We start from the raw sequence: 23,659 nt of genomic DNA, 5'->3' as shown, positions 1-23,659 counted from the left end.
TGACCTCCGACCGGGCGGCCACGCCCTGGCACGCACGCTTCCCGCGTTGTCGTCAGTCACCGACTCCCCCATAGCTGAAGGCATGGGGGGACCCCTTCGCGTCGACTCCCTCCTCCGCCTTGGAATCGCACGCACCAGACCGCGTCCGCTATCCGATCGGAGGTCACCCGACAGGCTCTGAGAGGGCTGCGCCCTCGATCACCGGGCGGGCTAGCTCCCCAGGCCCGTCCGGCATTCAGCCCCGTCCGGTGGTCAGTCCCGCTCCACCACCGCCGTGACCAGCACCGCGACCGAGGGACGCCCCTCCACCGCTTCCGCCACCGCGCCCCGTACCGCATGCGCCACATCGAGCGCCCGGTGGCCGGAGTCCGTCGCCAGTTCGATCCGTACATGGCCCGGGCCCGCGTGCACCGCGTCGCCCAGCACCCGGGTCAGCGTCACGACACCCGGAACACCCGCGGCAGCGAGCCCCGCCGCCCCCTCCGGCCTCGCCGAGCGCACTTCGGCCGGTGCGGGCGCCCGTCGTTCGGGCGGTGTGTCCAGCAGCTCCGTCACCCGGAGATCCACCTCGGCGACCACCAGGCCCAGCCGGTGCCCGGCCGCCGCCAGCAGCGCGGAGCGCAGCGCCGCGGCCGCGGCGGGCAGCGGCCGGCCGGACATCGCCGACATGGTCGCCTCGATCCGCAGCGGCCCCGGCGGCAGCGCACTCGGCGGCGGTTCCACCTCCGCGTCCGGGGCCCGGTCCGGATCAGCCACCGAGATCCTGAGCTCCCCGAGCACCGGTCCAGGTCCCGGCCCGCCCACCGCGTCGCGCAGCACCCAGGCCGCGGCCCGCTCCGAGATCCAGGCCCCGTCCGCCGGACCGCCCAGCGGAAGCAGTCGGCCGAGGCCGAGCCGTTGCCGAACCGCTGCCGTCCATCCGTCGGCCCTGTGCGGGCTGTCAGCCGTCGTCATTTCCCCAGCCTGCCGCATCCACGGCGCGAGACGGGGCAAGCGCGCTTAATGTGGGCAACGAGGTCCAACCTGCCCCGAAGGGAAGAGTGGCGATGACCGACACCCCACAGCGGAACCGTCCCGAGAGCCCCGACAAGGAATCGATCCCGATCACCAAGCGCGGCGGGGGAGACCCTGCCACCCGTGGCCGTACGACCATCGCGGACGGCGTGGTCGAGAAGATCGCGGGAATGGCGGCACGTGACGTGGTCGGTGTCCATGCGATGGGCAGTGGCTTCGCGCGTACGTTCGGAGCGGTGCGCGAACGGGTACCCGGAGGTGGGAAGTCCGTCACCCGAGGGGTAAAGGCGGAGGTCGGCGAGTCACAGACCGCCCTCGACCTGGAGATCGTCGTCGACTACGGCGTGTCGATCGCCGATGTCGCCCGGGACGTACGGGAGAACGTGGTCGCGGCGGTCGAGAGGATGACGGGCCTCGAAGTCGTAGAGGTCAATATCGCGGTCAGCGATGTGAAGCTGCCCGACGAGGAAGAGGAAGAGCCCGAGCCACGTCTCCAGTAGGCCTCCTGACCGAGGCAGTTGAGGAGCGCAGGATGAACATGGCTGTGGTCGGCATGGTGGCCGGCATGGCGCTCGGATTCGCCGGGTACTTCGGCGGATTCGGGGCCTTTCTGCTGGTGGCCGCGTTGGGGGCGGTCGGCTTCATCGCCGGTCGCTTCCTGGAGGGTGACCTGGAGCCCGGCGACTTCTTCCGGAGTCGCGAGCGCGGCGACCGACGGCGGTGACGGCGTTGTCGGGGGCGAGCGGCCGGGTCGCCGCGGGTGAGCGCGGGGAGACCCGGATCGCCGACCGGGTGGTCGCGAAGATCGCCGCACAGGCGGCGAAGGAGGCGATCGACGCGCCGCCGAAGGAAGGCTCCTCGCCGCGTGCCACGGTCACGGTGCACCGCGGCACCGCCCGGGTCCGGGTGAGCCTGGAGCTCGGATACCCCTCCGACATCGGCCGCCAGTGCGGCGGGGTGCGTCGGCGTGTCGTCGAACGGGTAAAGGCGTTGGCGGGGATGGACGTGCCCGAGGTTGCCGTACAGGTCGAGCGCCTGCATCCGACGGGAGCGAGCATCGCGGCACAGGGGAGGATCCGATGACCGAGCCCCACGAACCGGAACACCGTACGCAACGGCTGCCCACCACGCGGCCCGTCGAACAGGGGACCGTGCTCGAACTCGACCAGTCCGCCTCGTCCGCCGCCTACGACCCGGCGCCCGGGCAGCAGGAGAGCGGCGGCGGGGCGGGCCGTTTCTGGTCCGCACGCCGCATCCCCGCGGCGATCCTCGCCCTGGTGATCCTCGGCGGCACCGGTCTGCTGCTCTACGACGTGGCGGCGGTGCGGGCCGACCACCCGGCGATGCAGTGGCGCCGCACGCTGGCCGACGAGCTCGCCGGCCGGCCGCTGGACAACGTCTGGGTGCTGGCCGGCGCGGCGGCCGCCGTGGCGATCGGCCTGTGGCTGCTCGTGCTCGCCGTCACCCCCGGACTCCGCGACCTGCTGCCGATGCGCCGCGACCGCCCCGGTGTACGGGCCGGCCTCGACCGGGCCGCGGCCGCACTGGTCCTGCGGGACCGGGCCATCGAGGTGTCGGGTGTGCAGTCGGTACGGGTCCGGATGGGCCGGGGCAAGGTCGGGGTACGTGCGGTGTCGCACTTCCGTGAACTCGACGACGTACGGGCCGATCTGGACACCGTGCTCCGGACCGGCATCAAGGATCTGGGCCTGGCCAGGCCGCCGAGCCTGTCCGTATATGTCCGCCGTCCCACGAAGAAGAGGTGAGCCCGTTGCTCAGGACCGTCAACCGGGTGCTGCTCGGCCTGGCCGGGCTGGTGCTGATCTGCGTCGGCGGTGCGGTGCTCGCAGCCGGGCTCGGCCTCTCCGTACCGTCCTGGTGGCCCTGGTACGGCAAGGGCGATGTGCTCCTCAGCGAGGCCGGCCGGGACCGCTGGCGCGGCGAGGGCTGGTGGTGGCCGACGGTGATCGCGGTCCTGGCCGTCGTGGTCGTCCTCGCCCTGTGGTGGCTGCTGGCCCAGCCGCGCCGCGCCCGTCTCGCCGAGGTGCTGGTGGACAGCGGCGACGGCGAGGGCGCGCTCCTGCGGGGCCGGGCCCTGGAGGGGGTGCTCGCCGATGAGGCGGGGACCTTGGACGGGGTGGCCCGCGCCCAGGTCGTGCTGACCGGCCGGCGCGGTTCGCCGCGCGCCAGGATCCGTCTGCTGATGGAGCCGCACGCGGCGCCGGACGAGGCGCTCGGCCACCTCACCGACGAGGCGCTGGCCCATGCGCGGGATTCGGCCGGGCTGGCACAGCTCCCGGCCGAGGTGCGGTTGAGGGCGGTCAAGCACCGTGCGGAAAGGGTGAGTTGACGGCCGTTGCCGCGGTGTCCCCGATCGCCGGAGGGGCTTGAGGAAACGAACCCGTCCGGTGATCCAGGGCTGAGTGGGCCGGTTCAGAAGCCGTGCCGTGAGCCGCCGTCGACCGGCAGCATGATGCCCGTCAGGTAGGACGCCGCGGGCGAGAGCAGGAACGCCGCGGTCCTGCCGAACTCCTCCGGAGTGCCGTAGCGCCGCAGCGGAATACCTGTCTCATTGGCCGTACGAGAGGCTTCCGCATCGCCCGAGAGCGCATCCAGCTCACGCATCCGGTCCGTGCCGATCCGGCCCGGCAGCACCCCCACCACGCGGATGCCCCGGGGGCCGAGCTCGTCGGCCAGGGACTTGGCGAAACCGGCCAGGCCGGGACGCAGACCGTTGGAGATCGTCAGCCCGGCGATCGGCTCGTACACGGAGCCGGAGAGCACGAAGCCGATGACCCCGCCCTCGCCGAGCCTGGCCGCCGCGGCCCTGGCAAGGCGCACCGCGCCCAGGAACACCGACTCGAAGGCCGACTGCCACTGCTCGTCGGTGTTGTCGGCGACGAAGCCGGGCGCCGGTCCGCCGACGCTGATGAGAATGCCGTCGAGCCGCCCGAAACGCTCGTGCGCGCTGTCCACCAGACGCTGCGCACAGGCGGGGTCGGCGTTGTCCGCGGTGAGGCCGACGGCGTCCGGCCCCAGCTCGGCGGCGGCCGCCTCGACGCTCTTCTCGTCCCGGCCGGTGATGATCACCCTCGCGCCGTCCTCGGCCAACGCCCGCGCCGTGGCGTTGCCCAGCCCCCGGCTCGCTCCGGTGACGATGTACACACGGTCCTTCAGTCCAAGATCCATGGGCCCTATCCTGCCGTGTCGCCCTCCAGCGTGTCCTCCCCGGCCAGCGCCATGGCGGTGCCCACCAGTCCGATGTGGCTGAACGCCTGCGGGAAGTTGCCGAGCTGCCGGTGCCCGACGATGTCGTACTCCTCGGCGAGCAGCCCCACATCGTTGCGGAGCGTCAGGAGCTGCTTGAAGAGTTCTCCGGCCTCCTCGGCGCGCCCGGTCAGGAGCAGGGCATCGGCCAGCCAGAACGAGCACGCCAGAAAGGCCCCTTCGCTGCCGGGCAGTCCATCGATCGAGCTGCCGTCCGTGCTGTAGCGGCGGACCAGACAGCCGCTGCCCAGCTCGTCCCGGACCGCGTCGACCGTCCCGATCATCCGGGGATCGTCCGGCGGCAGGAACCCGGTCCGGGCGATCAGCAGCGTCGCGGCGTCCAGATTCCGGGAGCCGTAGGACTGCGTGAAGGTGTTCCGTACCGGGTCGAACCCCTTCTCGCACACCTCCCGGTGCACGGCGTTCCGCATCACCCGCCACCGCTCGGCATCGCCGGCCAGCGAGGGGTTCTTCTCCAGGGTGCGTACGGCACGGTCGGCGGCGACCCAGGCCATCACCTTGGAGTGCACGAAGTGGCGGCGCTGGCCTCGGATCTCCCACAGCCCCTCGTCCGGCTCGCGCCAGGTGGACTCCAGGAAGCCGAGCAGGCTGAGCTGAATACTCCAGGCGTGCGGCTTGTCGTCCAGTCCCGCCTCGCGCGCGAGCTGCAACGAGTCGATGACCTCTCCGTACACATCGAGCTGACGCTGGCGGACCGCGGCGTTACCGATCCGGACCGGGCTGGAGTTCTCGTATCCGCTCAGCCACGGCAGCTCCGCCTCGGGCAGCCGGCGCTCGCCCGCCAGGCCGTACATGATCTGCAGGTCGGCCGGGTCCCCGGCGACGGCCCGCAGCAGCCAGTCCCGCCAGGCGGCGGCCTCCTCCAGATAACCGGCCGAGATGAGGGCACCGAGGGTGAGGGTGGAGTCCCGCAGCCAGCAGAAACGGTAGTCCCAGTTCCGTACGCCGCCGATCTCCTCGGGCAGCGAGGTGGTGGGAGCCGCCACGATGCCGCCGGTCGGGCCGAAGGTGAGCGCCTTCAACGTGATCAGCGAGCGGACCACCGCCTCCCGGTACGGGCCCAGGTACTTGCACTGCGCGGACCACTCCGCCCAGTCGGACAGGGTGCTCTTGAGTGCCTCGAACGGGTCGACGAGATCGGGGCGGGGCGAGTGCGAGGGGTGCCAGGTCAGGACGAACGCCACCTGTTCGCCCTCGGAGACGGTGAACGACGAACAGGTGGAGAACTGCTGGCCCCACGTTCTGACCGGCGGCTCGCTGCGCAGCCAGGCCGAGTCCGGTCCCGCGACCGCCACCCGGTGCCCCTGCGAGCGGCGCACCCACGGCACGACCGAGCCGAAGTCGAAGCGCAGCCGGATCACGGAACTCATGTCGACGGTGCCGCTGATGCCCTCGACGATCCGCATGACATCGGGTTCCTGGTCGCGCTGCGGCATGAAGTCGATGACCTTGACCGTGCCGGTGCGCGTCTCCCAGAAGGTCTCCAGGACGAGAGAGTCACCCGCATAGCCGCGCCGGGTACAGGTGTCCGCGCCCTTAGGGGCGATCCGCCAATGACCGTTGTTCTCGTCGCCGAGCAGGGCCGCGAAGCAGGCGCCCGAATCGAAGCGGGGCAGGCAGAGCCAGTCGACAGAACCGTTCCTGCCGACCAGGGCGGCTGTCTGCAGATCGCCGATGAGGGCGTAGTCCTCGATGCGTGGGGTCACATTCTGGCGTGTTCCCGAACCTGGGCCTCGCTAAGCAGTCCCAGGAGAGATGGGTGTTGTCGCTCCGACGGACAGCTGGAGCCGTCGGACAGCGCGCCGACACCCGGGCGCAGCCGGTGTCAGGCCGTCGCGGGTTCCGGCTGCTCCGGCTTCTTCGGCTCGGAGGCATCCTGCTCCCCGGCGGCGGCCTTGGCCGCGGCCTCCACCCGGTCGCGCTTCTCCCTGCGGGCGAGGACCACGAAGCCGACCGGGACACCGGCGGCGAACAGCCACCACTGCACGGCGTACGCCATGTGCGGGCCGATCGAGCTGTCGTCGGGAGCCGCGATCAGTTCCGGGGAGTCGCCGGAGGGCTCGCGTCCGGTCTGCTCGATGTAGCCGCCGAGCACGGGCCGGGAGAGCCTCTTGGCCTCCTGGGCGCTGTTGATCAGCATCACCTGGCGGTCCGGCAGGTCCGAGATGTCCTTGATGCCGCTGGCGCTCGTCGTCTCGTCGGCCTTGAGCCGCCCGGTGACGGTCACTTCGCCCTTGGGTGCGGCCGGTACGTCGGGGAAGGCGCGCTGGCTGTCGGCGGAGGGTACCCAGCCGCGGTTCACCAGGACCGTGCCGCCGCCCTTGAGGTCGAGCGGGGTCAGTACATGGACGCCGATCCGGCCGTCGGTGGAGGTCCTGCGGCGTACGACCACCTCGTGCGCGGTGTCGTACGTACCCGTGGCCGTCACCGCTCTCCAGTAGTCGGAGCGCGGGACCGTGTGTCCCGGAGAGGTGAGCGAGGCGACCGGAACCGGTTTCGCCTTGAGGTTGTGGGAGATCAGAGAGTTCTGCGCGACCTTGTGCTCATGCCGGTGCAGCTGCCAGAAGCCCAGCTCGACCATCGTGGGAATCAGGACGAGGGAGAGGAGGGCGAGGATCAGCCACTGCCGGGTCAACAGGAAGCGGTACACCCCATGACGGTACAACTGCGTCATGGGGTGCATCGCGGAGGGGTGGGGGAAGGGCGCGCGGCGGCCGGTGATCAGACTTTGTCGATGATGCCCACCTTCCCCTCGGCGCGGGCGCAGTGACCGCCGCAGAACCAGTGCCCGTCGACCTCGACTCCCTGGCCGATGACCTGGACCCTGCAGTGTTCACAGATGGGCGCCATGCGGTGAATGGCGCAGGAGAAGCAGTCGAAGACGTGCACCGCGCCCTGCGCGTGCACCTCGAAGGACATGCCGTAGTCGTTTCCACAAACCTCACAACGTGCCATGCGCCACAGGGTGGGACGCAAGGGCGGCGGTGGGCGAGCGGCGGGCGGGCGAGTCGTCCCCGGTTCACTCCGATGACGGCGCGGCCGCCCGCGTCGACGCCGGCGCCACATCGCGCAACAGATGGGTGAACGCGCTCTCGTCCAGAACCGGTGTGCCGAACGACTTCGCCTTCACCGTCTTCGACGTCGCCGAGTCCGGGTCATTGGTGACGAGCAGGCTGGTCAGCCGGGACACACTGGTCGCCACGTGCAGCCCGGCCTCCACGGCCCGGTCCTCCAGCAGCTCGCGGTCGACGGAGGTGTCCCCCGAGAACGCCACCCGCATGCCCTGCATGAGAGGTTTGTCCTTCTCGTACCGTCCGGGGTTCGGATACGGGCATGCCGGACGCTTACGTGAGGGACGCCAGCTGTTCTGACCGTACGAAGGCTGGTAGCCGACCCGCGGTGTGACCGGGGAGTCCGACCACTCGGTCAACGGCCGGCACTCCAGCAACGGCAGCCGCACCCCGCCCCGCGCCGCCGCATGCAGACTCGGCCGGAACGCCTCGGCCAGCACCCGGGCGTCGTCCAGGGCGTGGTGGGCGCGCTGCTGCACGACTCCGAAGTGCGCGGCCAGGGACTCCAGCTTGTGGTTGGGCAGCGGCAGCCGCAGCTCCTTGGAGAGCGCGATGGTGCACAGCCGCTGCTCGACGGGGGCGGTGACCGAGGCCCGTGCGTACTCCCTGGCCAGCATCGACCAGTCGAAAGCCGCGTTGTGCGCGACGAGTACGCGGTTCGCGAGCCGCTCGGAGAGCTGGGCGGCGACCTCCGGGAAGAGTGGAGCGCCTTCGAGGACATCACTGGTCAGCCCGTGGATCCAGACAGGACCGGGATCACGCTGAGGGTTGACGAGGGTGTACCAGTGGTCCTCGACATTGCCCTGCGCGTCCAGGCGGTAGACGGCAGCGGACACTATCCGGTCGTCCCGTGCGAGTCCGGTGGTCTCCACGTCGACGACCGCGTACCCCTGCGGGTAGGCGGTCGGCCACGGTGCTGCGGTCTGGCGGTCGTCGAGCATGGTCACAGAGAATACGGGCCGCGACTGACAGTCTCCTATTCGGCTGTCTCCCGCCCCCGCATGCCGGTTCCACGGCGCGACCCCTGTTGTACGGACCCGGCCAGCAGTCCCTCCACCAGGGCCCGTACGGAATCCGCGAACAGGCGGTCCGGGTCGGCGGGCCGGGCCAGTGCGCGGGCCAGTGCCGGGTCGTCGTCCGCGGCGGACGCGGCCCACAGATCGCCCTCGCCGGGTGACTGGACGGGGGACCGCTCCCGGTTGCGTTCGACGAGCAGGAAGCCGACGGTCTGGAACTGCACGGCCCGCACCGCTGCCGCCGCCCGCGCCCCGCGCAGCCCCGCGGCGTGCACCTCGTGGACGAGGGCCTGTTGCGCGGGGAGGAACATCCGCTCGGTGAGCCCGCGTTCGTGGACCATCGCGATCAGATGCGGCCTGGCCCGCAGCTGGCGGCGCAGGCCGCGGGCGACGGAGACGATGCGGGCTGCCGGGGTCCGGCCGGCCGGACGGAGGGTGCCCATCTCCTGCACGGTGCGCTCCACGAGGGCGTCCAGCAGCGATTCACGATTGCCGACGTGCCAGTAGATCGACGTCACCGCGGTGCCCAGTTCCGCGGCGAGGGCGCGCATGGTGAGGGCCTGCGGACCGTGCCGCCTCACCAGGGCGGCGGCCGTGTCCAGGACCTCTTCGCGGGTCAGCGACGATCGCGCCACAGCGCTCCTTGATTCTCTAACTCCGGTACGTGCATGCCTATTTACCCTTCATCGGCGTCGGTGTAACTGTGTTACAGAACCGGCACGGAGAACCGGGAAACCGAGACACGGAGAACCGATTCACGGACGACCGAGAAGGGTGGTACGGCATGGCACGTGTACGGTACGGCGCGCGCACCGAGGCCGAGATCGCGGCGGCCCGAGCGGCCCGCTCCACACTCCCCGACATCTGGTCCACCGGTGTGGTGGCCCTCTGGGAGAGCGACCCCGACGCGGTGGCGGCCGTCCTCCCGCCGCCCCTCAAGCCCGCCGAGCGCCCGCTCGTCCGGGCCAACATCAGTACGGTCGAACTCCCCGGCTACCCACTCGGTGCGGGCTCCGTCGCCGTCGCCGCCGTCCACGACGGCCACGAGGGCTGGTATCCGCTCGTCATGCCGATGACCCATGAACGGGCGCTGATCGGCGGCCGTGAGGTGTTCGGCGAACCGAAGAAGCTCGGTGAGGTGACCGTCGAACGCGACGGCCTCGTCGTCCGGGCCGCGCTCGCCCGGCACGGCATCGCGTTCGTCGAGGTGCGCGGCGCGGTCAGCGGGCCGCTCCCGCTGCCCCGGCCGACGGCCAAGCTCGACTTCTACTTCAAATTCCTGCCCGCGGTGGACGGCGAGGGCTTCGACTCCGACCCTGTCCTGATCCACTGCACCCGGCACGAGAAGGTCCGCAGACTGGAACGCATCGCGGGCGATGTGGTGCTGCGCGAGTCGATGTACGACCCGGTCGCCGATCTCCCCGTACGACGGCTGGTCGACCTCACCATCGGCGAGAAGACCAGCGACCAGCAGGGCAGGGCCGTGGAGCGGGTGAGCGCCGAGGCCCTGCTGCCGTACATCCACCAGCGTTACGACGACCCGCAGCAGATCCACGACGGCCCGCCGGAAGGGAGCGTCCGATGAGACTGGAGGAGGGCCAGGTCGCCGTCGTCACCGGCGCCGCGAGCGGTATCGGCCTCGCGATGGCACGCAGGTTCGCTGCCGAGGGGCTGAAGGTCGTCCTCGCCGATGTGGAGGAGGGCGCGCTCGACAAGGCGGCGGGCGAACTGCGCCGGGACGGTGCGCAGGTGCTGGCCCGGGCCGTCGACGTCGGCGAGCGGGAATCCGTACAGGCACTGGCCGAAGCCGCGTACGAAACCTTCGGCGCCGTCCATGTGCTGTGCAACAACGCCGGTGTCGGCTCCGGGGCCGAGGGCCGGATGTGGGAGCACGAGCCGAACGACTGGAAGTGGGCGTTCGCGGTCAACGTGTGGGGTGTCTTCCACGGCATCCAGGCGTTCGTGCCGCGCATGATCGCGGGCGGCGGCCCCGGCCATGTCGTCAACACCTCGTCCGGCGACGGCGGCATCGCCCCGCTGCCCACCGCCTCCGTCTACGCGGTCACCAAGTCCGCCGTCGTCACGATGACCGAGTCGCTGTACGCACATCTGAAGGCGGAGGGCGCGGCGGTCGGCGCCTCGGTGCTCTTCCCCGGCCCGCACATGCTTCGTACCGGACTGTGGGAGTCGCACCGCAACCGGCCGGAGCGGTACGCCAAGGAGCGCCCGCGCAGGACCCCGTACCGCAGCCTCGACCGGTGGGAGTCCGCCATGCGGGCGGCGGGCCACGAGGTGGAGTTCACCCCGGTGGAGGACGTCGCGGGGACCGTCGTGGACGGGATACGCGCCGACCGTTTCTGGATGCTGCCGGACAGCGAGCACAGTGACCGGCAGATCCGCGCCAGGTCGCAGTCGATGCTCGACCGGACCAACCCGTCGTACCTGGAGAGCTTCATACTCGACTGAGGAGCGAGCGATGACCGACGACCCGTACCTGATCATCTCCTCCGACTGCCACGCCGGGCTGCCCACCGAGGAGTACCGGCCCTATCTCGACCCCCGCTTCCACCGGGACTTCGACGACTTCCTCGCCGGGCGCGACCGCCGCCGCGAGGAGATGACCCGCCTCGGTGTTCGCAACGAGGCCTTCGCCGACAAGTGGTTCCACGACAACGAGGAAGGCCTGAAGGGTGGCTGGGACGCCGCCCGGCGACTGAAGGAACTGGACGGCGACGGGGTGGCGGCCGAGGTCGTCTTCCCCGACGCGGACGCCGTCGACAGCCGGACCGCCGCCCCGTTCGGCGTGGGCCTCGGGCTCTCCGGCGACCAGGATCCGGAGCTCGGCATGGCGGGCGCGCAGGCCCACAACCGGTGGCTCGCCGAATTCGTCTCACAGAACCCCGAACGCCACTGCGGGGTCGCCCTGTTGCCCGTCACCGGCGAGGTCGAACGGGTCGTCGCGGAGATCCACCGGGCGAAGGAGTCCGGACTCGGTGCGCTCATGATCCCCTCCATGTGGGTCGACAAGGCCCCGTACCACGACCGCCGTTACGACCCCGTGTGGGCGGCCGCCGCCGAGACGGGGATGCCGGTGGTCACCCACTCCGGCGCGGCCCCGCGCCACGAGTACGGCGACCATCTCGGGATCTATGTCTCCGAGGTCACCTGGTGGCCTTCCCGCCCGCTCTGGTTCCTGCTCTGGTCGGGCGCCTTCGAACGCCATCCCGGGCTGAGGTTCGGCGTCGCCGAGTCCGGCTGCTGGTGGCTGCCGAACCTCCTCTGGTTCATGGACCGGCTCTACCTCGGCGCCCACGGCGGAAAGAAGCTCTCCCCGTTCGCCGAACTGAAGCGGCCCCCGCACGAGTACCTCGACCGCCAGGTCTTCATCTGCGCCACCAACACCAAACGCCGCGAACTCGCCCAGCGGTACGAGATCGGCGTCGACAACATCCTGTGGGGCAGCGACTTCCCGCACCCCGAAGGCACCTGGCCGGACACCGCGAACTGGCTGCGCAACACCTTCCACGACATCCCGGTGGCCGAGACCCGTCGCATGCTGGGCCTCGCCGCGGCCGAAGTCTTCGGCTTCGACACGGTGAAGCTCGCCCCGGTCGCCGAGCGCATCGGCCCCACACCCGAGGACCTCGGCCAGAGCGCCGACCAGGCGGCGGTCGAGGCGTCCTGGGCCAGGTCGCGCGAAGTGGGCCGGCACTGGCTGACCGACCACGACTTCCCGGTCCTGGGGGTTCGGTGATGGACCGCTACACGGTCATTTCCGCCGACTGCCATGCCGGAGCCGATCTCCTCGACTACAGGCCCTACCTGGAAGCGAAGTACCACGACGACTTCGACGCCTGGGCTGCCGGCTATGTCAATCCGTACGAGGACCTCCTCGCCGACACCGCCGACCGCAACTGGAACTCGAACCGTCGCGTCGCCGAGTTGGAGTTGGATGGTGTTGTGGCGGAAGTGGTGTTTCCGAATACCATCCCGCCGTTCTTCCCCTCCGCCTCCCTCATGGCGCCCGCGCCGTCGCAGGCGGAGTACGAACAGCGCTGGGCCGGCCTGCGCGCCCACAACCGCTGGCTCGCCGACTTCTGCGAGCAGGCACCGGGCCGGCGCGCGGGTGTGGCACAGATCCTCCTCAACGACCCGGCGGAAGCGGTCCGCGAGGTCCGCCGCATCAAGGCTGCGGGCCTGACCGGTGGCATCCTGCTGCCCGGCGCACCGCCCGGCTCCGGCATTCCTGAGCTGTACTCGCAGGTGTACGACCCGCTGTGGGCGGTCTGCGAGGAGCTGGACGTACCGGTGAACCACCACGGCGGCTCGGCCTCCCCGCCGCTCGGCGACGAACCGGCCGCCCGCGCCGTCTTCATGGTGGAGACGACATGGTTCTCGCACCGGGCGCTGTGGCACCTGGTCTTCGGCGGAGCGTTCCGCCGCCACCCCGGGCTGAAACTGGTCCTCACCGAACAGGGCTCCGGCTGGATCCCGGGTGTCGTGGAGATGCTGGACTACTACCACGGCCGCCTGGTTGCGGCGGCGACCCGGGCATCCACCGCCGAGTCCAAATTCGGTGCGGGGCTCGCCGCTTCGATGGGCGCGAGCCCCAGTGAGATCTGGCGCGACAACTGCTATGTAGGTGCCAGCTTCATGCGGCCGCACGAGGTGCCGCTGCGCGACCGGATCGGCCTCGACAAGATCATGTGGGGCAGCGACTACCCGCATGACGAGGGCACTGCCCCGTACTCACGGGAGGGGTTGCGGATCGCGTACGCGGGCCTGCCGCCCGAGGAGATCGCAGCAATGGCCGGCGGCAACGCCGCGCGCGTCTACGGGTTCGACCTGGCGGCGCTCGACCGCATCGCGGCCAAGGTCGGCCCGACGGTCGAGGAGATCGCCGAACCTCTGAAGGAGCCCCCGGCCGACGCGACCAGCCCCGCCTTCGCACCGGGCGGGTCGGTACGCGTCTGGTGACCGGGCGGAGTGAGACCATCCCCGGGTGACGGATACCCAGGCGCATGACGAAGCGCACGGCAACGGACTGGGCGCGCGGCTGAACTGGCTGCGCGCCGCGGTCCTCGGCGCCAACGACGGTGTGGTCTCCACCGCGGGCCTGGTCGTCGGCGTGGCCGGCGCCACCGGCGACCGCGGCGCTCTGCTGACGGCAGGCCTGGCCGGGCTGCTGGCCGGGTCCATGTCGATGGCGGCGGGCGAGTACGTGTCGGTCTCCACCCAGCGCGATTCGGAGCGGGCCGCGCTGGCGACGGAGAAACGCGAGCTGGCGGAGACCCCGGAGGCCGAACTCGTCGAACTAACCGGCCTGTTGGAGGGCAAGGGCCTGAGCCGGGAAGTCGCCCGCGAGGCCGCCCTCCAACTCACCGAACGCGATGCGCTGCGCGCCCACGCGGAGGTCGAGCTGGGCATCGACCCGGACGAGCTGACGAATCCGTGGCATGCGGCGGGCGCGAGCTTCCTGGCCTTCACGGCGGGCGCGCTGCTGCCCCTGCTGGCGATCGTGCTGCCCCCGGCGTCGCTGCGGCTCCTTGTGACGGTGCTGTCGGTCCTGGCGGCGCTGGCACTGACGGGCTGGTGGAGCGCACGGCTGGGGGACGCGGCGCCGGGACCCGCGGTGCTGCGGAACATGGGCGGGGGAGCGGTGGCGATGGCGGTCACCTACACGGCGGGGGAGCTGCTGGGGGCGGTGGGGGTTTAGGGGAGGCGGACGATGCGCTCGGGTTGGTCGCCGGCCGGCCCGGACCCCGGCACATTCCGACCGCCTGCCGCAGCGAACCCTCGTACGTGTCGAGCTGCGCCCGGTCGTGGTCGGACAGGCACTCCGCCCTCGCCGCGTCGTGCCAGTGCCCGATGAACGCGCGGATGTCGTCCCGCTCCATCGGCAGCAGCGAGTGCGCGACGAAGCCCTTGCACGGCAGTTCCTTGCCCCTGGAAACCTCGGTGGAGGGATCGCACGACGCCCGCATTGGCAGAAGTCACCAAAGACTGCTGACACCGCGTCTCGCATACTTGTTGGTAACAACGTCTAGTCCCCGGCCGACCTGCGGTTCTACGGTGCTCGTATGCCGCCGAACCTGCCCGATGTCGTGCTCTGGTCCATACCAGCCTTCGTCCTGCTCACTGTCCTCGAAATGGCCCTCCACCACTTCCATCCCGATGACGAAGCCGCCGGGTACGAGGCGAAGGACGCCGTCACCAGCATCACCATGGGGCTCGGCAGCCTGGTCTTCGACCTGCTGTGGAAGGTGCCCATCGTCGCGATCTACACCGCGGTCTACGAGCTGACCCCGCTCCGCGTCCCCGTGCTGTGGTGGACCGTCCTGCTGATGCTGCTCGCGCAGGACTTCTTCTACTACTGGTCGCACCGGGGCCACCACGTCATCCGGATCCTCTGGGCCTGCCATGTGGTCCACCACTCCAGCCGGAGGTTCAATCTCTCCACCGCGCTGCGCCAGCCCTGGACGTCGCTGACCGTCTGGCCGTTCTACGTGCCGCTCATCGCCTGCGGTGTCCATCCGGCCGCGCTCGCCTTCTGCTCGTCGGCGAACCTCGTCTACCAGTTCTGGGTGCACACGGAGCGCATCGACAAGCTCCCCAGGCCCTTGGAGTACGTACTGAACACGCCCTCGCACCACCGGGTGCACCACGCGTCGCAGGGCGGCTACCTGGACCGGAACTTCGGCGGCATCCTGATCCTGTGGGACCGGCTCTTCGGGTCCTTCATCGCCGAGACGGAGCGGCCCGTGTTCGGTCTCACCAAGAACATCGACACATTCAATCCGCTCCGTGTCGCCACCCATGAGTACGCTGCCATCGCCCGCGATGTGCGGGCGGCGGGCAGTTGGAGCGAGCGGGCCGGGCGGATCTTCCGCGGGCCCGGCTGGCAGCCGGCCGGAACGGCCACCCGTACGGCCCTCCCCGCCCAGGAGCGCACCGGATGAGCGCCGCTGCCGTCACGGACCGGCGGGAACGTCTCGTACGCCCGCTGCTCATCGCGTTCCTGGTGGCCTCGGCCGTCGACCTCGTCGGCGTGCTCGCCGGCGTCTCGGTCGCCCACGTCGTCGCCAAGCCCCTGCTGATGCCGCTGCTGGCCGGGTACGCCGCCGCCCGGCGCGGCCCCAGGCTGCTCATCGCGGCGCTCCTGTTCGGCTGGGGCGGCGACACGCTGCTGCTGTTCGATGCCGATGCCGCCTTCCTCATCGGGATGGGCTCCTTCGCCGCCGGTCACGTCTGCTACCTGTGGCTCTTCGGACGTGCCCGCAGCTCGCTGCCCGTCGGGTTCGTGTACGCCGCCGTCCTGACCACCTTCGTCGCGCTGCTCTGGAGCGGGCTGCCGGCGGACATGCGGATTCCGATGACCGGCTACAGCCTGCTGCTCACGGCGATGGCGTACCGCGCCGGCACCCTCGGCCGTTACGCGGCTGCCGGCGGGGCGCTCTTCCTGCTCTCCGACGCGCTCATCGCCACCGGCATCGCCGACTGGCCGCAGCTCCCCGCCCCCGACTTCTGGGTCATGCTCACCTACATCGCGGCGCAGTTCCTGCTGACCGTCGGAGCGCTCGCACCCGGTGCGAAATGGGCCGGTGTCGCTCCTGGGGCGTACCGTGAGCGGAGTATCGGTATCTGAGATCAGCAAGGATCCCCACGCATGCGCGCCACCGTCATCCACGCCCCCCACGACATACGTGTGCAGGAGGTGCCGGACCCGTCGATCCAGCAGCCCACCGATGTGGTGCTGCGGGTCCTGCGGGCCTGTATCTGCGGCAGCGACCTGTGGGCGTACCGCGGTGAGTCCGCCCGGCAGCCCGGCCAGCGCATCGGGCACGAGTTCCTCGGGATCGTCGAGGAGGCGGGTTCCGAGGTGGCCGGCTTCGCCGTCGGTGACCTCGTCGTCGCGCCCTTCGTCTGGTCCGACGGCACCTGCGCGTACTGCGCGCAGGGCCTGACCACCTCGTGCCCGCAGGGCGGCTTCTGGGGCTCGGTCGGCTCCGACGGCGGGCAGGGCGAGGCCGTGCGTGTCCCGTTCGCCGACGGCACTCTGGTCAAGCTCCCCGCCGCCGCGGCCTTTGACGACCACCTGCTCACCGCGCTGCTGGCCCTGTCCGATGTGCTCGGCACCGGACACCACGCCGCTGTCGGCGCGGGCGTGAAGCCCGGCACCACGGTCGCGGTCGTCGGTGACGGAGCGGTCGGACTGTGCGGCGTCATGGCCGCCAAGCGGCTCGGCGCCGAGCGGATCATCGCGCTCGGCCGCCACCAGGTGCGTACGGACATCGCCCGCACCTTCGGCGCCACGGACGTCGTCGCCGAGCGCGGCGAAGCGGCCGTCGAAGCCGTACGGGAACTGCTCGGCGGCGAGGGCGCACACGCCGTGATCGAGGCCGTCGGCACCGAGCAGTCGATGCGCACCGCCGTCGGGATCACCCGCGACGGCGGCTCCATCGGCTACGTCGGCGTGCCGCACGGCAGCGGCACCGGCCTGGACCTCGGTGTCATGTTCGACCGGAACATCGCCCTGCGCGGCGGCGTCGCCCCCGTGCGCACGTACATTCCGGAGCTGCTCCCCGACGTGCTGTCCGGCACGATCGACCCGTCGCCCGTCTTCGACCTGACCATCGGCCTCGACGACGTCCCCGCCGGTTACAAGGCGATGGACGACCGGACGGCGCTGAAGGTGCTCATCAAGCCGTGAGCCAGGCGGTCGCGTCCGCCCCCAGCGGGCCGGGCGGGCGCGACCAGTCGGAGGGGGAACCGTCGAAGGCGACCGGCGGCAGGGCGTGACGCAGCCGGCCCAGCGGGCTGTCCGTCTCCGTGAGCCACTTCTCCGGGTCGTACGGACCCCCGGCCCCGGCGCCGGGCTCCTGCCGGGCGGGCAGCTCGTCGAGCAGCCAGGCGGCGGTACGGGCGAGCGAGAGCGTGACCAGCCGGGAGCCGCCGTCGTCGTGCTGCTCGGTCAGTGCGCGCAGCACGGCGGCTGCCAGCAGATAACCCGTGCCGTGGTCGAGCGCCTGGGCGGGCAGCGCACCGGGCGGGTTCTCGGGCCCCGCCGCGGCCTCGACCGAGGCGATGCCGGTGGCCACCTGCACCAGACTGTCGAAACCGCGCCGCTGCGCCCACGGACCGTGCCCCCAGGCGGACAGGCGCCCGATCACCAGCCCGGGCCTGCGCGCGGCAAGAGACTCCGGCGTCAGGCCGAACTGCTCGAAGGCACCGGGCCGGTAGCCGATGACCACCACATCCGCACCGGCCAGCAGCTCGTCGAACGCGGCCGTACCGGAGCGGCTGCCGAGATCCAGCTCGACCGACCGCTTCCCGAAACCGGTGTCGCTGTGCGCGTCCTGGCTCTCCGGGAGCTGCGGGGCGTCGATCCGCAGGACGTCCGCGCCGAGCAGCGCGAGCGTACGGGTGGCGACGGGCCCCGCGATGACCCGGGTGAGGTCCAGCACACGCAACCCGGCGGCGGGCAACAGCGGTTCACCGGCGAGTGCCGCCGTCCGGCGGACCGGCGCGCTGTCGATACGGTCCCTGGCCACCAGCGGTGTGCCCGCGACCGCGGCACCCCGAGGGTCGGCCACCCACTCCTCGGGCGTACGGGCGACCACGGCCAGGCCGCCCGCGGCGTACACCGTCTGCTCGATCTCCGGTCCCCGGCGCCCGGCGAACGAGGCGGCGACGGCGTCCACGGCGATGTCGTCCGAGGTGTCCGCGGGCAGCCCCAGCGTGGCGAGCAACCGGGCCCGGTGGTGCGGGTAGTTGGCGTGCGTACGGACCCAGCCGTCCGCCGTGCGCCAGAACCGGGACAGCGGGGCGAAGCTGGTCGGTGCCCGCCCGTCGATCCGCAGATGGCGCTCGCTCGTGAACGCCGTGGCCACCGCACCGTCGTCGACCAGTACCTGCGGCACGGGGCGCGCGGTGCGGCGGGCGGTCAGTTCGGCGGCGGCCAGTGAGCAGACCGCGACGGCGGAACGGGCCAGTTCCATGGCGGGCAGCCGGGCGGGCAGCAGCCCGTCGGGACCGTTCGTCCCGATGCGCGCGAGCAGCGCGGGATCACCGCCGAGCGCCGCCCAGGCCTGCTCCGTACCGGACTTTCGTGCATGAGTCATTCCCGCACTATGGCACTGAGTGCCACGAGTCAGGGAGCGATTTGGAAAGAAGCAGCGGGAGGGGCCGGCCGACGACTCCGGGTCCCTCCCGCTCCGTCGCGTCACCTACCGGCGGACCGCGTTCAGCGCGTTCACCACACCGGCGCCGTAGAAGCCGTTGTGGTTCTTGTCGCCCTCACAGACGGCGTCGATCTTGCCGTCACCGTTGATGTCGTACGGAGCACCGCACTCGGTGGCGTCGGCCCCGGACGCCAGGAGCGCCTTCACCTGGGCCGCCGAGGCGTGCGGATGCGTCGACTTGATCAGGGCCGCGACACCCGCGACATGCGGGGAGGCCATCGACGTACCGTTCTTGTAGCCGTACTTGCCGCCCGGCAGCGTGGACAGGATCGCACCGTTCGTGGCGGGCGGTGCGGGCGTCTGGTAGATCGTCGAGTCGCCGCCCGGGGCCGCCACATCGATGACACCGTTCCCGTAGTTCGAGTACGAGGACTTCAACCCCTTGGCGCCGGTCGCGGAGACCGTCACGACGCCCGGCAGCATCGCCGGGATGTCGAGGCACTCGCGCGGGTCGATGGTCCGGGTGGCCGCCGTGGTGTCGTTCGGGCTGGTCGTGTCATCGATCGCGCCGGAGGCCAGGTCGAAGCGGCTGTTGCCGGCCGAGGCGACATTGACCGTGCCCTTGTGCTCCGCGTACCGCGTGGCACGGGCGACGGCCTCGACCAGAGCGCCCTGGTCCGGGTCGTTCTTGCAGTTGAACATCCACGGGTCGGTGTAGTAGCTGTTGTTGGTGACATCGACACCGTGCTCGGCGGCCCAGACGAAGCCGCAGACGATCGACTCGGTGTAGAAGAAGCCGTTCGGGTTCGCGACCTTGATGCCGGCGACCTTCACGCCCGGCGCGACCCCCGTCACCCCGATGCCGTTCTTCGCGGCGGCGATGGTGCCCGCGACATGTGTGCCGTGGTCGCTCTCACCGGTCTTGGGACGCCATGCGCCGTCCGTCGTGTCCGGCGCCCCGGACACGCAGCTCGCGGAGGCCCCGCGGTCGAAGTTCGGCGCCAGGTCCGGGTGGGTGTCGTCGACACCCGTGTCGATGACCGCGACGGTGACCTTGCTGCTGCCCAGCGTCTTCTGGTGCGCCTGGTCCGCCTTGATGGCGGGCAGATCCCACTGCAGGGGCTCCATCGGATCCTGGTCCGCCGTCGCCTCCGCCGCCGCGTCCCGGGCCTGCTCGGCGGTGAGCGGCTGCGCGACCCCGATGTCCGTGGTGGCCTGCGGAACGATGGGGCTGGTCCGGGTGGCCCCGGCCGAATCGACACCCTTGACCCGGCGGATCGACTTCGCGAAGTCCGGGTTCTGCGACTCGACGACGATGACGCCGATCTGCTCATAGGCGATCACCACCGTGCCGCCGGCCTCGGCTATCGCCTTCTTCACCTGCTTGACGGTGCCGTGATTGCTCCGCGTGTTGACGACGTACGAGAGCTTCGGGCCGTCCGTCGACACCGCCGCCGTGGGCTGCGCGTCCACCGGTGCGGCAGAGGCGGCACCCGTCGGCAGGAAGCCGAGCGAGGCCGTGAGTGCCAATCCGACGGGCAGCGTCAGTGCGCGCGTCCGTCTGGATCCCAGATGAGCCATGGGGTCTCCACATCATCCGTGCGGTCGACCGGACACGGGGTGTGCCAAGTCGCGTACATGACGAGTGAAGTTATCGCTGATCAGCCCTGTTGATCAATGAGTTTGGCGTACCCGGTTCGGCCGGACGGCCGCGAAGAGCCGAGTTCGAGAAGTGCGGACCCGCGGTGAACCGCTTCGCCGCGCTCTCCGTGCCGTTGTCAGGGGGAGGCGCACCATCACTCCCCGACAACAAGGAACCCCAGTGAAATCCACCGTCCCCACCACCACCGCACCCGCGTCGCGAGGAGATTCCGTGGCTACCGATGCACCGCCGCCCGAGGGCATTACGGAAACCCGCCCTGCCGAGCTCACGACCGAGGCGTTCATCGCGACGCAGGACAGCGCGGAGTTCGGCGAACTGCGCCACGCGTACCGCTCGTTCGCCTTCCCGCTGACCATCGCCTTCGTCCTCTGGTACCTGCTGTACGTGCTGCTGTCCAACTACGCGGGCGGCTTCATGGGCACCAAGGTGTACAGCAACATCAACGTGGCCTTCATGTTCGGTCTCGCCCAGTTCGTCACCACATTCCTCATCGCCTGGCTCTACTCGCGCCACGCGGCCGCGAAGCTCGACCCGAGGGCCGAGGCCATCAAGTCCCGTATGGAGGCCGACGCATGAGCGCCGTGTACCAGTCGCACCCCGCCCTCCAACTGGCCGCGTCCTCGACCACCGAGCACCGGCCGCTGATCATCACGCTCTTCGCCGTGTTCGTCGCCGCGACCCTGGGCATCACCGTCTGGGCCGGACGGCAGACCAAGAGCGCCTCCGACTTCTACGCCGGCGGCCGCCAGTTCACCGCCTTCCAGAACGGGCTCGCCGTCTCCGGCGACTACATGTCGGCGGCCTCGTTCCTCGGGATCGCCGGGGCCATCGCCCTCTTCGGCTACGACGGCTTCCTGTACTCCATCGGCTTCCTCGTCGCCTGGCTGGTGGCCCTGCTGCTGGTCGCCGAACCGCTGCGCAACTCGGGCCGCTACACGATGGGCGACGTCCTCGCCTATCGGATGCGGCAGCGCCCGGTCCGAACCGCCTCCGGCGTCTCCACCATCATCGTCTCGATCTTCTACCTGCTGGCACAGATGGCGGGTGCGGGCGTCCTGGTCTCCCTGCTCCTCGGCATCACCAGCGACGCGGGCAAGGTCCTCATCGTCGCGCTGGTGGGCGTACTGATGATCGTGTACGTCACCATCGGCGGCATGAAGGGCACCACTTGGGTCCAGATGGTCAAGGCCGTGCTGCTGATCGCCGGTGCCCTCCTGATGACCTTCCTGGTGCTGCTGAAGTTCAACTTCAACATCTCCGACCTGCTGGGCACGGCCGCCTCGAAGAGCGGCCACGGAGCGGCGTTCCTGGAGCCCGGCCTCAAGTACGGCGCCACCGGCACCTCGAAGCTGGACTTCCTCTCTCTCGGCATCGCCCTGGTCCTCGGCACCGCCGGCCTGCCGCACATCCTGATCCGCTTCTACACGGTGCCGACCGCCAAGGCCGCCCGTAAGTCGGTCAACTGGGCCATCGGCATCATCGGCGCCTTCTACCTGATGACGATCGCGCTCGGCTTCGGCGCCGCGGCCCTGATCGGCCCGGACGAGATCAAGGCGAAGAACCCGGCCGGCAACGCGGCGGCCCCGCAGCTCGCCGAGTACCTCGGCGGCGTCGGCTCCACCGGTGGCGCCGTGCTGCTCGCCGTGATCTCGGCCGTCGCCTTCGCCACCATCCTCGCCGTCGTCGCGGGGCTCACCCTCGCCTCCTCGTCCTCCTTCGCGCACGACATCTACGCCAACGTCATCCGCAAGGGGAAGGCCACCGAGAAGGAGGAGATGCGGGCCGCCCGCTGGGCCACCGTCCTCATCGGTGCGGTCGCGATCGCCCTGGGCGCCTTCGCCCGCGACATGAACGTCGCCGGGCTGGTGGCACTCGCCTTCGCCGTCGCCGCCTCCGCCAATCTGCCGACGATCCTCTACAGCCTTTTCTGGAAGCGGTTCACCACCCAGGGCGCGCTGTGGTCGATCTACGGTGGTCTGGCGAGCTCGGTGTTCCTGGTGCTGTTCTCGCCGGTCGTCTCGGGCAACCCGAAGACGTCGATGTTCAAGGGCGTCGACTTCGCCTGGTTCCCGCTGGAGAACCCGGGTCTGATCTCCATCCCGCTGGGCTTCCTGCTCGGCTGGATCGGCTCCCTCCTCTCGAAGGAGGCGCCGGACAAGGGCAAGTACGCCGAGCTGGAGGTCAAGTCCCTCACGGGCGTCGGGGCGCACTGAGAGAGGAAAGGTTCTCCGAGGAGTCCGCTCCACGCGTCGCTCCGGTTCCGTGGCCGCGTCGTAGAGTCCTACGACGCGGCCACGCCGCTCCTCGTGGCAAACGGGCCCCCTCCGATGTCACAGGTCTCGCGTAGTCTCGAAGGAGTCAGCCGGAAGAGCCGGATCCGTAGCCGGGAAGTTACCGGGGGAGGTGGAGGGGGCCCACATGCTCATCGACACCTATGATCGGGTCGCCACCGACCTGCGTGTCTCGCTGACCGACCGGTGCAATCTGCGGTGCACGTACTGCATGCCGGAAGAGGGCCTGCAATGGCTGGCCAAGCCCGACCTGCTCAGTGACGACGAGATCGTCCGGCTGGTCCGCATCGCCGTCACCCGGCTCGGCATCACCGAGGTCCGCTTCACCGGCGGTGAGCCGCTGCTGCGCCCGGGGCTCGTCTCCATCGTCGAGCGATGCGCGGCCCTGAGCCCGCGCCCCAAGATGTCGATCACCACCAACGGCATCGGGCTGAAGCGCACAGCGGCCGCGCTCAAGGCCGCCGGTCTGGACCGGGTCAATGTCTCGCTGGACACCCTGCGCCCCGACGTCTTCAAGACACTCACCCGCCGTGACCGCCACCACGACGTGCTCGCCGGCCTGGAAGCCGCCCGCGACGCCGGTCTCACCCCGGTCAAGGTCAACAGCGTCCTGATGCCGGGACTCAACGACGACGAGGCCCCCGACCTGCTCGCCTGGGCCGTCGAGCACGACTACGAGCTCCGTTTCATCGAGCAGATGCCGCTCGACGCGCAGCACGGCTGGAAGCGCGACGGCATGATCACGGCAGGCGACATACTCCAGTCGCTGCGCACCCGCTTCACCCTCACCGATGAAGGCGACGGCGAGCGCGGCTCCGCCCCCGCCGAGCGCTGGCTCGTCGACGGCGGCCCCCACCGTGTCGGTGTCATCGCCTCCGTCACCCGCCCCTTCTGCCGGGCCTGCGACCGGACCAGGCTCACCGCCGACGGCCAGGTGCGCACCTGCCTGTTCGCCCGCGAGGAGACCGATCTGCGCGGCGCCCTGCGTTCGGACGCGCCGGACGAGGAGATCGCCAGGATCTGGACGCTCGCGATGTGGGGAAAGAAGGCCGGATCCGGTCTGGACGACCCGTCCTTCCTGCAGCCCGAACGGCCGATGTCGGCGATCGGCGGCTGAGAGCCTGTCGGGTGACCT

The 23,659-nt window shown here is 70.6% G+C and carries 25 protein-coding genes; 16 read left to right on the top strand and 9 right to left on the bottom strand.

What is annotated here, in order from left to right:
• Positions 1–252: 252 nt before the first annotated feature.
• On the bottom strand, positions 253–954 hold the full coding sequence (locus tag ACIPEK_RS07405; protein WP_401991809.1) for a hypothetical protein: 702 nt from the start codon (positions 952–954) through the stop codon (positions 253–255).
• Positions 955–1,046: 92 nt separating this feature from the next.
• Here ACIPEK_RS07405 and ACIPEK_RS07400 point away from each other — a divergent pair, with 92 nt between their 5' ends.
• Genes ACIPEK_RS07400 through amaP form a run of 5 tightly spaced genes read left to right on the top strand, consistent with a single transcriptional unit; the run spans position 1,047 to position 3,364 of the window.
• Positions 1,047–1,514, top strand: a complete 468-nt coding sequence (locus ACIPEK_RS07400; RefSeq protein ID WP_327275936.1) for an Asp23/Gls24 family envelope stress response protein — start codon at positions 1,047–1,049, stop codon at positions 1,512–1,514.
• A gap of 32 nt (positions 1,515–1,546) precedes the next feature.
• A complete protein-coding gene (locus tag ACIPEK_RS07395; RefSeq protein ID WP_093895743.1) occupies positions 1,547–1,738 on the top strand; it encodes a hypothetical protein in 192 nt (63 codons plus the stop codon).
• Positions 1,735–2,097, top strand: coding sequence for a hypothetical protein (locus ACIPEK_RS07390; RefSeq protein ID WP_401991805.1), 363 nt, complete (start codon positions 1,735–1,737; stop codon positions 2,095–2,097). The genes ACIPEK_RS07395 and ACIPEK_RS07390 overlap by 4 nt, the downstream gene beginning before the upstream one ends.
• Positions 2,094–2,780: a DUF6286 domain-containing protein gene (locus tag ACIPEK_RS07385; protein ID WP_401991802.1), complete on the top strand. Its 687-nt coding sequence runs from the start codon at positions 2,094–2,096 to the stop codon at positions 2,778–2,780. The genes ACIPEK_RS07390 and ACIPEK_RS07385 overlap by 4 nt, the downstream gene beginning before the upstream one ends.
• Positions 2,781–2,785: 5 nt before the next feature.
• Positions 2,786–3,364 (top strand): alkaline shock response membrane anchor protein AmaP, encoded by a 579-nt coding sequence (gene amaP, locus ACIPEK_RS07380; protein WP_401991864.1) that lies wholly within the window; start codon positions 2,786–2,788, stop codon positions 3,362–3,364.
• An 83-nt stretch (positions 3,365–3,447) separates the two neighbouring features.
• On the opposite strand, the gene ACIPEK_RS07375 is transcribed toward amaP, so the two are convergent.
• The 6 genes from ACIPEK_RS07375 to ACIPEK_RS07350 form a co-directional block, all read right to left on the bottom strand.
• Positions 3,448–4,203, bottom strand: coding sequence for an SDR family oxidoreductase (locus tag ACIPEK_RS07375; protein WP_401991799.1), 756 nt, complete (start codon positions 4,201–4,203; stop codon positions 3,448–3,450).
• 5 nt (positions 4,204–4,208) lie between these two features.
• The gene (locus ACIPEK_RS07370; protein WP_401991797.1) at positions 4,209–6,008 is read right to left on the bottom strand and encodes a glycoside hydrolase family 15 protein; all 1,800 of its coding nucleotides are present in this window, start codon (positions 6,006–6,008) and stop codon (positions 4,209–4,211) included.
• Between the two features lie 119 nt (positions 6,009–6,127).
• Complete coding sequence (locus ACIPEK_RS07365) at positions 6,128–6,952, bottom strand: SURF1 family protein (protein ID WP_401991861.1); 825 nt, start codon at positions 6,950–6,952, stop codon at positions 6,128–6,130.
• Positions 6,953–7,023: 71 nt separating this feature from the next.
• Complete coding sequence (locus ACIPEK_RS07360; RefSeq protein WP_078852816.1) at positions 7,024–7,257, bottom strand: hypothetical protein; 234 nt, start codon at positions 7,255–7,257, stop codon at positions 7,024–7,026.
• 64 nt (positions 7,258–7,321) lie between these two features.
• Positions 7,322–8,320 (bottom strand): DEDDh family exonuclease, encoded by a 999-nt coding sequence (locus ACIPEK_RS07355; RefSeq protein WP_401991794.1) that lies wholly within the window; start codon positions 8,318–8,320, stop codon positions 7,322–7,324.
• A gap of 29 nt (positions 8,321–8,349) precedes the next feature.
• Positions 8,350–9,024 carry a TetR/AcrR family transcriptional regulator gene (locus tag ACIPEK_RS07350; RefSeq protein ID WP_401991791.1) on the bottom strand — a complete coding sequence of 225 codons (675 nt, stop codon included), beginning with the start codon at positions 9,022–9,024 and terminating at the stop codon, positions 8,350–8,352.
• Between the two features lie 149 nt (positions 9,025–9,173).
• Here ACIPEK_RS07350 and ACIPEK_RS07345 point away from each other — a divergent pair, with 149 nt between their 5' ends.
• The 8 genes from ACIPEK_RS07345 (at position 9,174) to ACIPEK_RS07310 (ending at position 17,099) form a co-directional block, all read left to right on the top strand.
• The gene (locus tag ACIPEK_RS07345) at positions 9,174–9,974 is read left to right on the top strand and encodes an acetoacetate decarboxylase family protein (RefSeq protein ID WP_401991788.1); all 801 of its coding nucleotides are present in this window, start codon (positions 9,174–9,176) and stop codon (positions 9,972–9,974) included.
• Positions 9,971–10,855 carry an SDR family NAD(P)-dependent oxidoreductase gene (locus tag ACIPEK_RS07340; protein WP_383067903.1) on the top strand — a complete coding sequence of 295 codons (885 nt, stop codon included), beginning with the start codon at positions 9,971–9,973 and terminating at the stop codon, positions 10,853–10,855. Before ACIPEK_RS07345 ends, ACIPEK_RS07340 begins: the two co-directional genes overlap by 4 nt.
• A gap of 10 nt (positions 10,856–10,865) precedes the next feature.
• Positions 10,866–12,143: an amidohydrolase family protein gene (locus tag ACIPEK_RS07335; protein WP_401991785.1), complete on the top strand. Its 1,278-nt coding sequence runs from the start codon at positions 10,866–10,868 to the stop codon at positions 12,141–12,143.
• Positions 12,143–13,366, top strand: a complete 1,224-nt coding sequence (locus ACIPEK_RS07330) for an amidohydrolase family protein (protein WP_401991782.1) — start codon at positions 12,143–12,145, stop codon at positions 13,364–13,366. Before ACIPEK_RS07335 ends, ACIPEK_RS07330 begins: the two co-directional genes overlap by 1 nt.
• A gap of 25 nt (positions 13,367–13,391) precedes the next feature.
• Positions 13,392–14,105 (top strand): VIT family protein, encoded by a 714-nt coding sequence (locus ACIPEK_RS07325; protein ID WP_401991780.1) that lies wholly within the window; start codon positions 13,392–13,394, stop codon positions 14,103–14,105.
• A 364-nt stretch (positions 14,106–14,469) separates the two neighbouring features.
• Positions 14,470–15,348 (top strand): sterol desaturase family protein, encoded by an 879-nt coding sequence (locus ACIPEK_RS07320; protein WP_401991777.1) that lies wholly within the window; start codon positions 14,470–14,472, stop codon positions 15,346–15,348.
• Positions 15,345–16,034, top strand: coding sequence for a lysoplasmalogenase (locus tag ACIPEK_RS07315; RefSeq protein WP_401991774.1), 690 nt, complete (start codon positions 15,345–15,347; stop codon positions 16,032–16,034). Before ACIPEK_RS07320 ends, ACIPEK_RS07315 begins: the two co-directional genes overlap by 4 nt.
• Positions 16,035–16,055: 21 nt before the next feature.
• The gene (locus ACIPEK_RS07310; protein WP_401991771.1) at positions 16,056–17,099 is read left to right on the top strand and encodes a zinc-dependent alcohol dehydrogenase family protein; all 1,044 of its coding nucleotides are present in this window, start codon (positions 16,056–16,058) and stop codon (positions 17,097–17,099) included.
• Here ACIPEK_RS07310 and ACIPEK_RS07305 read toward each other — a convergent pair.
• Positions 17,089–18,510, bottom strand: a complete 1,422-nt coding sequence (locus ACIPEK_RS07305; protein WP_401991768.1) for a CoA transferase — start codon at positions 18,508–18,510, stop codon at positions 17,089–17,091. The genes ACIPEK_RS07310 and ACIPEK_RS07305 overlap by 11 nt on opposite strands.
• A gap of 105 nt (positions 18,511–18,615) precedes the next feature.
• Positions 18,616–20,151, bottom strand: coding sequence for a S8 family peptidase (locus tag ACIPEK_RS07300; protein ID WP_401991765.1), 1,536 nt, complete (start codon positions 20,149–20,151; stop codon positions 18,616–18,618).
• 292 nt (positions 20,152–20,443) lie between these two features.
• On the opposite strand from ACIPEK_RS07300, the gene ACIPEK_RS07295 reads away from it, so the two are divergent.
• The 3 genes from ACIPEK_RS07295 to moaA all read left to right on the top strand — a co-directional run bounded on the left by ACIPEK_RS07295 (position 20,444) and on the right by moaA (position 23,641).
• The gene (locus ACIPEK_RS07295; RefSeq protein ID WP_401991762.1) at positions 20,444–20,809 is read left to right on the top strand and encodes a DUF485 domain-containing protein; all 366 of its coding nucleotides are present in this window, start codon (positions 20,444–20,446) and stop codon (positions 20,807–20,809) included.
• Entirely contained in the window at positions 20,806–22,446 is a 1,641-nt protein-coding gene (locus ACIPEK_RS07290; protein WP_401991759.1) for a cation acetate symporter, read from the top strand. The genes ACIPEK_RS07295 and ACIPEK_RS07290 overlap by 4 nt, the downstream gene beginning before the upstream one ends.
• 205 nt (positions 22,447–22,651) lie before the next feature.
• On the top strand, positions 22,652–23,641 hold the full coding sequence (gene moaA / locus ACIPEK_RS07285; RefSeq protein ID WP_383067923.1) for a GTP 3',8-cyclase MoaA: 990 nt from the start codon (positions 22,652–22,654) through the stop codon (positions 23,639–23,641).
• Positions 23,642–23,659: the final 18 nt, after the last annotated feature.

The sequence above is a fragment of the Streptomyces sp. NPDC088246 genome (genome assembly GCF_044741025.1).
Lineage (GTDB): Bacteria > Actinomycetota > Actinomycetes > Streptomycetales > Streptomycetaceae > Streptomyces.
This window is presented reverse-complemented; position numbering and strand designations above follow the sequence as displayed.

Bases quoted from the DNA above. Each gene is read 5' to 3' on its own strand.
- ACIPEK_RS07405 (WP_401991809.1), bottom strand. From the start codon at position 954: ATGACGACGGCTGACAGCCCGCACAGGGCCGACGGATGGACGGCAGCG.
- ACIPEK_RS07400 (WP_327275936.1), top strand. From the start codon at position 1,047: ATGACCGACACCCCACAGCGGAACCGTCCCGAGAGCCCCGACAAGGAA.
- ACIPEK_RS07395 (WP_093895743.1), top strand. From the start codon at position 1,547: ATGAACATGGCTGTGGTCGGCATGGTGGCCGGCATGGCGCTCGGATTC.
- ACIPEK_RS07385 (WP_401991802.1), top strand. From the start codon at position 2,094: ATGACCGAGCCCCACGAACCGGAACACCGTACGCAACGGCTGCCCACC.
- ACIPEK_RS07375 (WP_401991799.1), bottom strand. From the start codon at position 4,203: ATGGATCTTGGACTGAAGGACCGTGTGTACATCGTCACCGGAGCGAGC.
- ACIPEK_RS07360 (WP_078852816.1), bottom strand. From the start codon at position 7,257: ATGGCACGTTGTGAGGTTTGTGGAAACGACTACGGCATGTCCTTCGAG.
- ACIPEK_RS07345 (WP_401991788.1), top strand. From the start codon at position 9,174: ATGGCACGTGTACGGTACGGCGCGCGCACCGAGGCCGAGATCGCGGCG.
- ACIPEK_RS07340 (WP_383067903.1), top strand. From the start codon at position 9,971: ATGAGACTGGAGGAGGGCCAGGTCGCCGTCGTCACCGGCGCCGCGAGC.
- ACIPEK_RS07335 (WP_401991785.1), top strand. From the start codon at position 10,866: ATGACCGACGACCCGTACCTGATCATCTCCTCCGACTGCCACGCCGGG.
- ACIPEK_RS07330 (WP_401991782.1), top strand. From the start codon at position 12,143: ATGGACCGCTACACGGTCATTTCCGCCGACTGCCATGCCGGAGCCGAT.
- ACIPEK_RS07320 (WP_401991777.1), top strand. From the start codon at position 14,470: ATGCCGCCGAACCTGCCCGATGTCGTGCTCTGGTCCATACCAGCCTTC.
- ACIPEK_RS07315 (WP_401991774.1), top strand. From the start codon at position 15,345: ATGAGCGCCGCTGCCGTCACGGACCGGCGGGAACGTCTCGTACGCCCG.
- ACIPEK_RS07310 (WP_401991771.1), top strand. From the start codon at position 16,056: ATGCGCGCCACCGTCATCCACGCCCCCCACGACATACGTGTGCAGGAG.
- ACIPEK_RS07305 (WP_401991768.1), bottom strand. From the start codon at position 18,510: ATGACTCATGCACGAAAGTCCGGTACGGAGCAGGCCTGGGCGGCGCTC.
- ACIPEK_RS07300 (WP_401991765.1), bottom strand. From the start codon at position 20,151: ATGGCTCATCTGGGATCCAGACGGACGCGCGCACTGACGCTGCCCGTC.
- ACIPEK_RS07290 (WP_401991759.1), top strand. From the start codon at position 20,806: ATGAGCGCCGTGTACCAGTCGCACCCCGCCCTCCAACTGGCCGCGTCC.
- moaA (WP_383067923.1), top strand. From the start codon at position 22,652: ATGCTCATCGACACCTATGATCGGGTCGCCACCGACCTGCGTGTCTCG.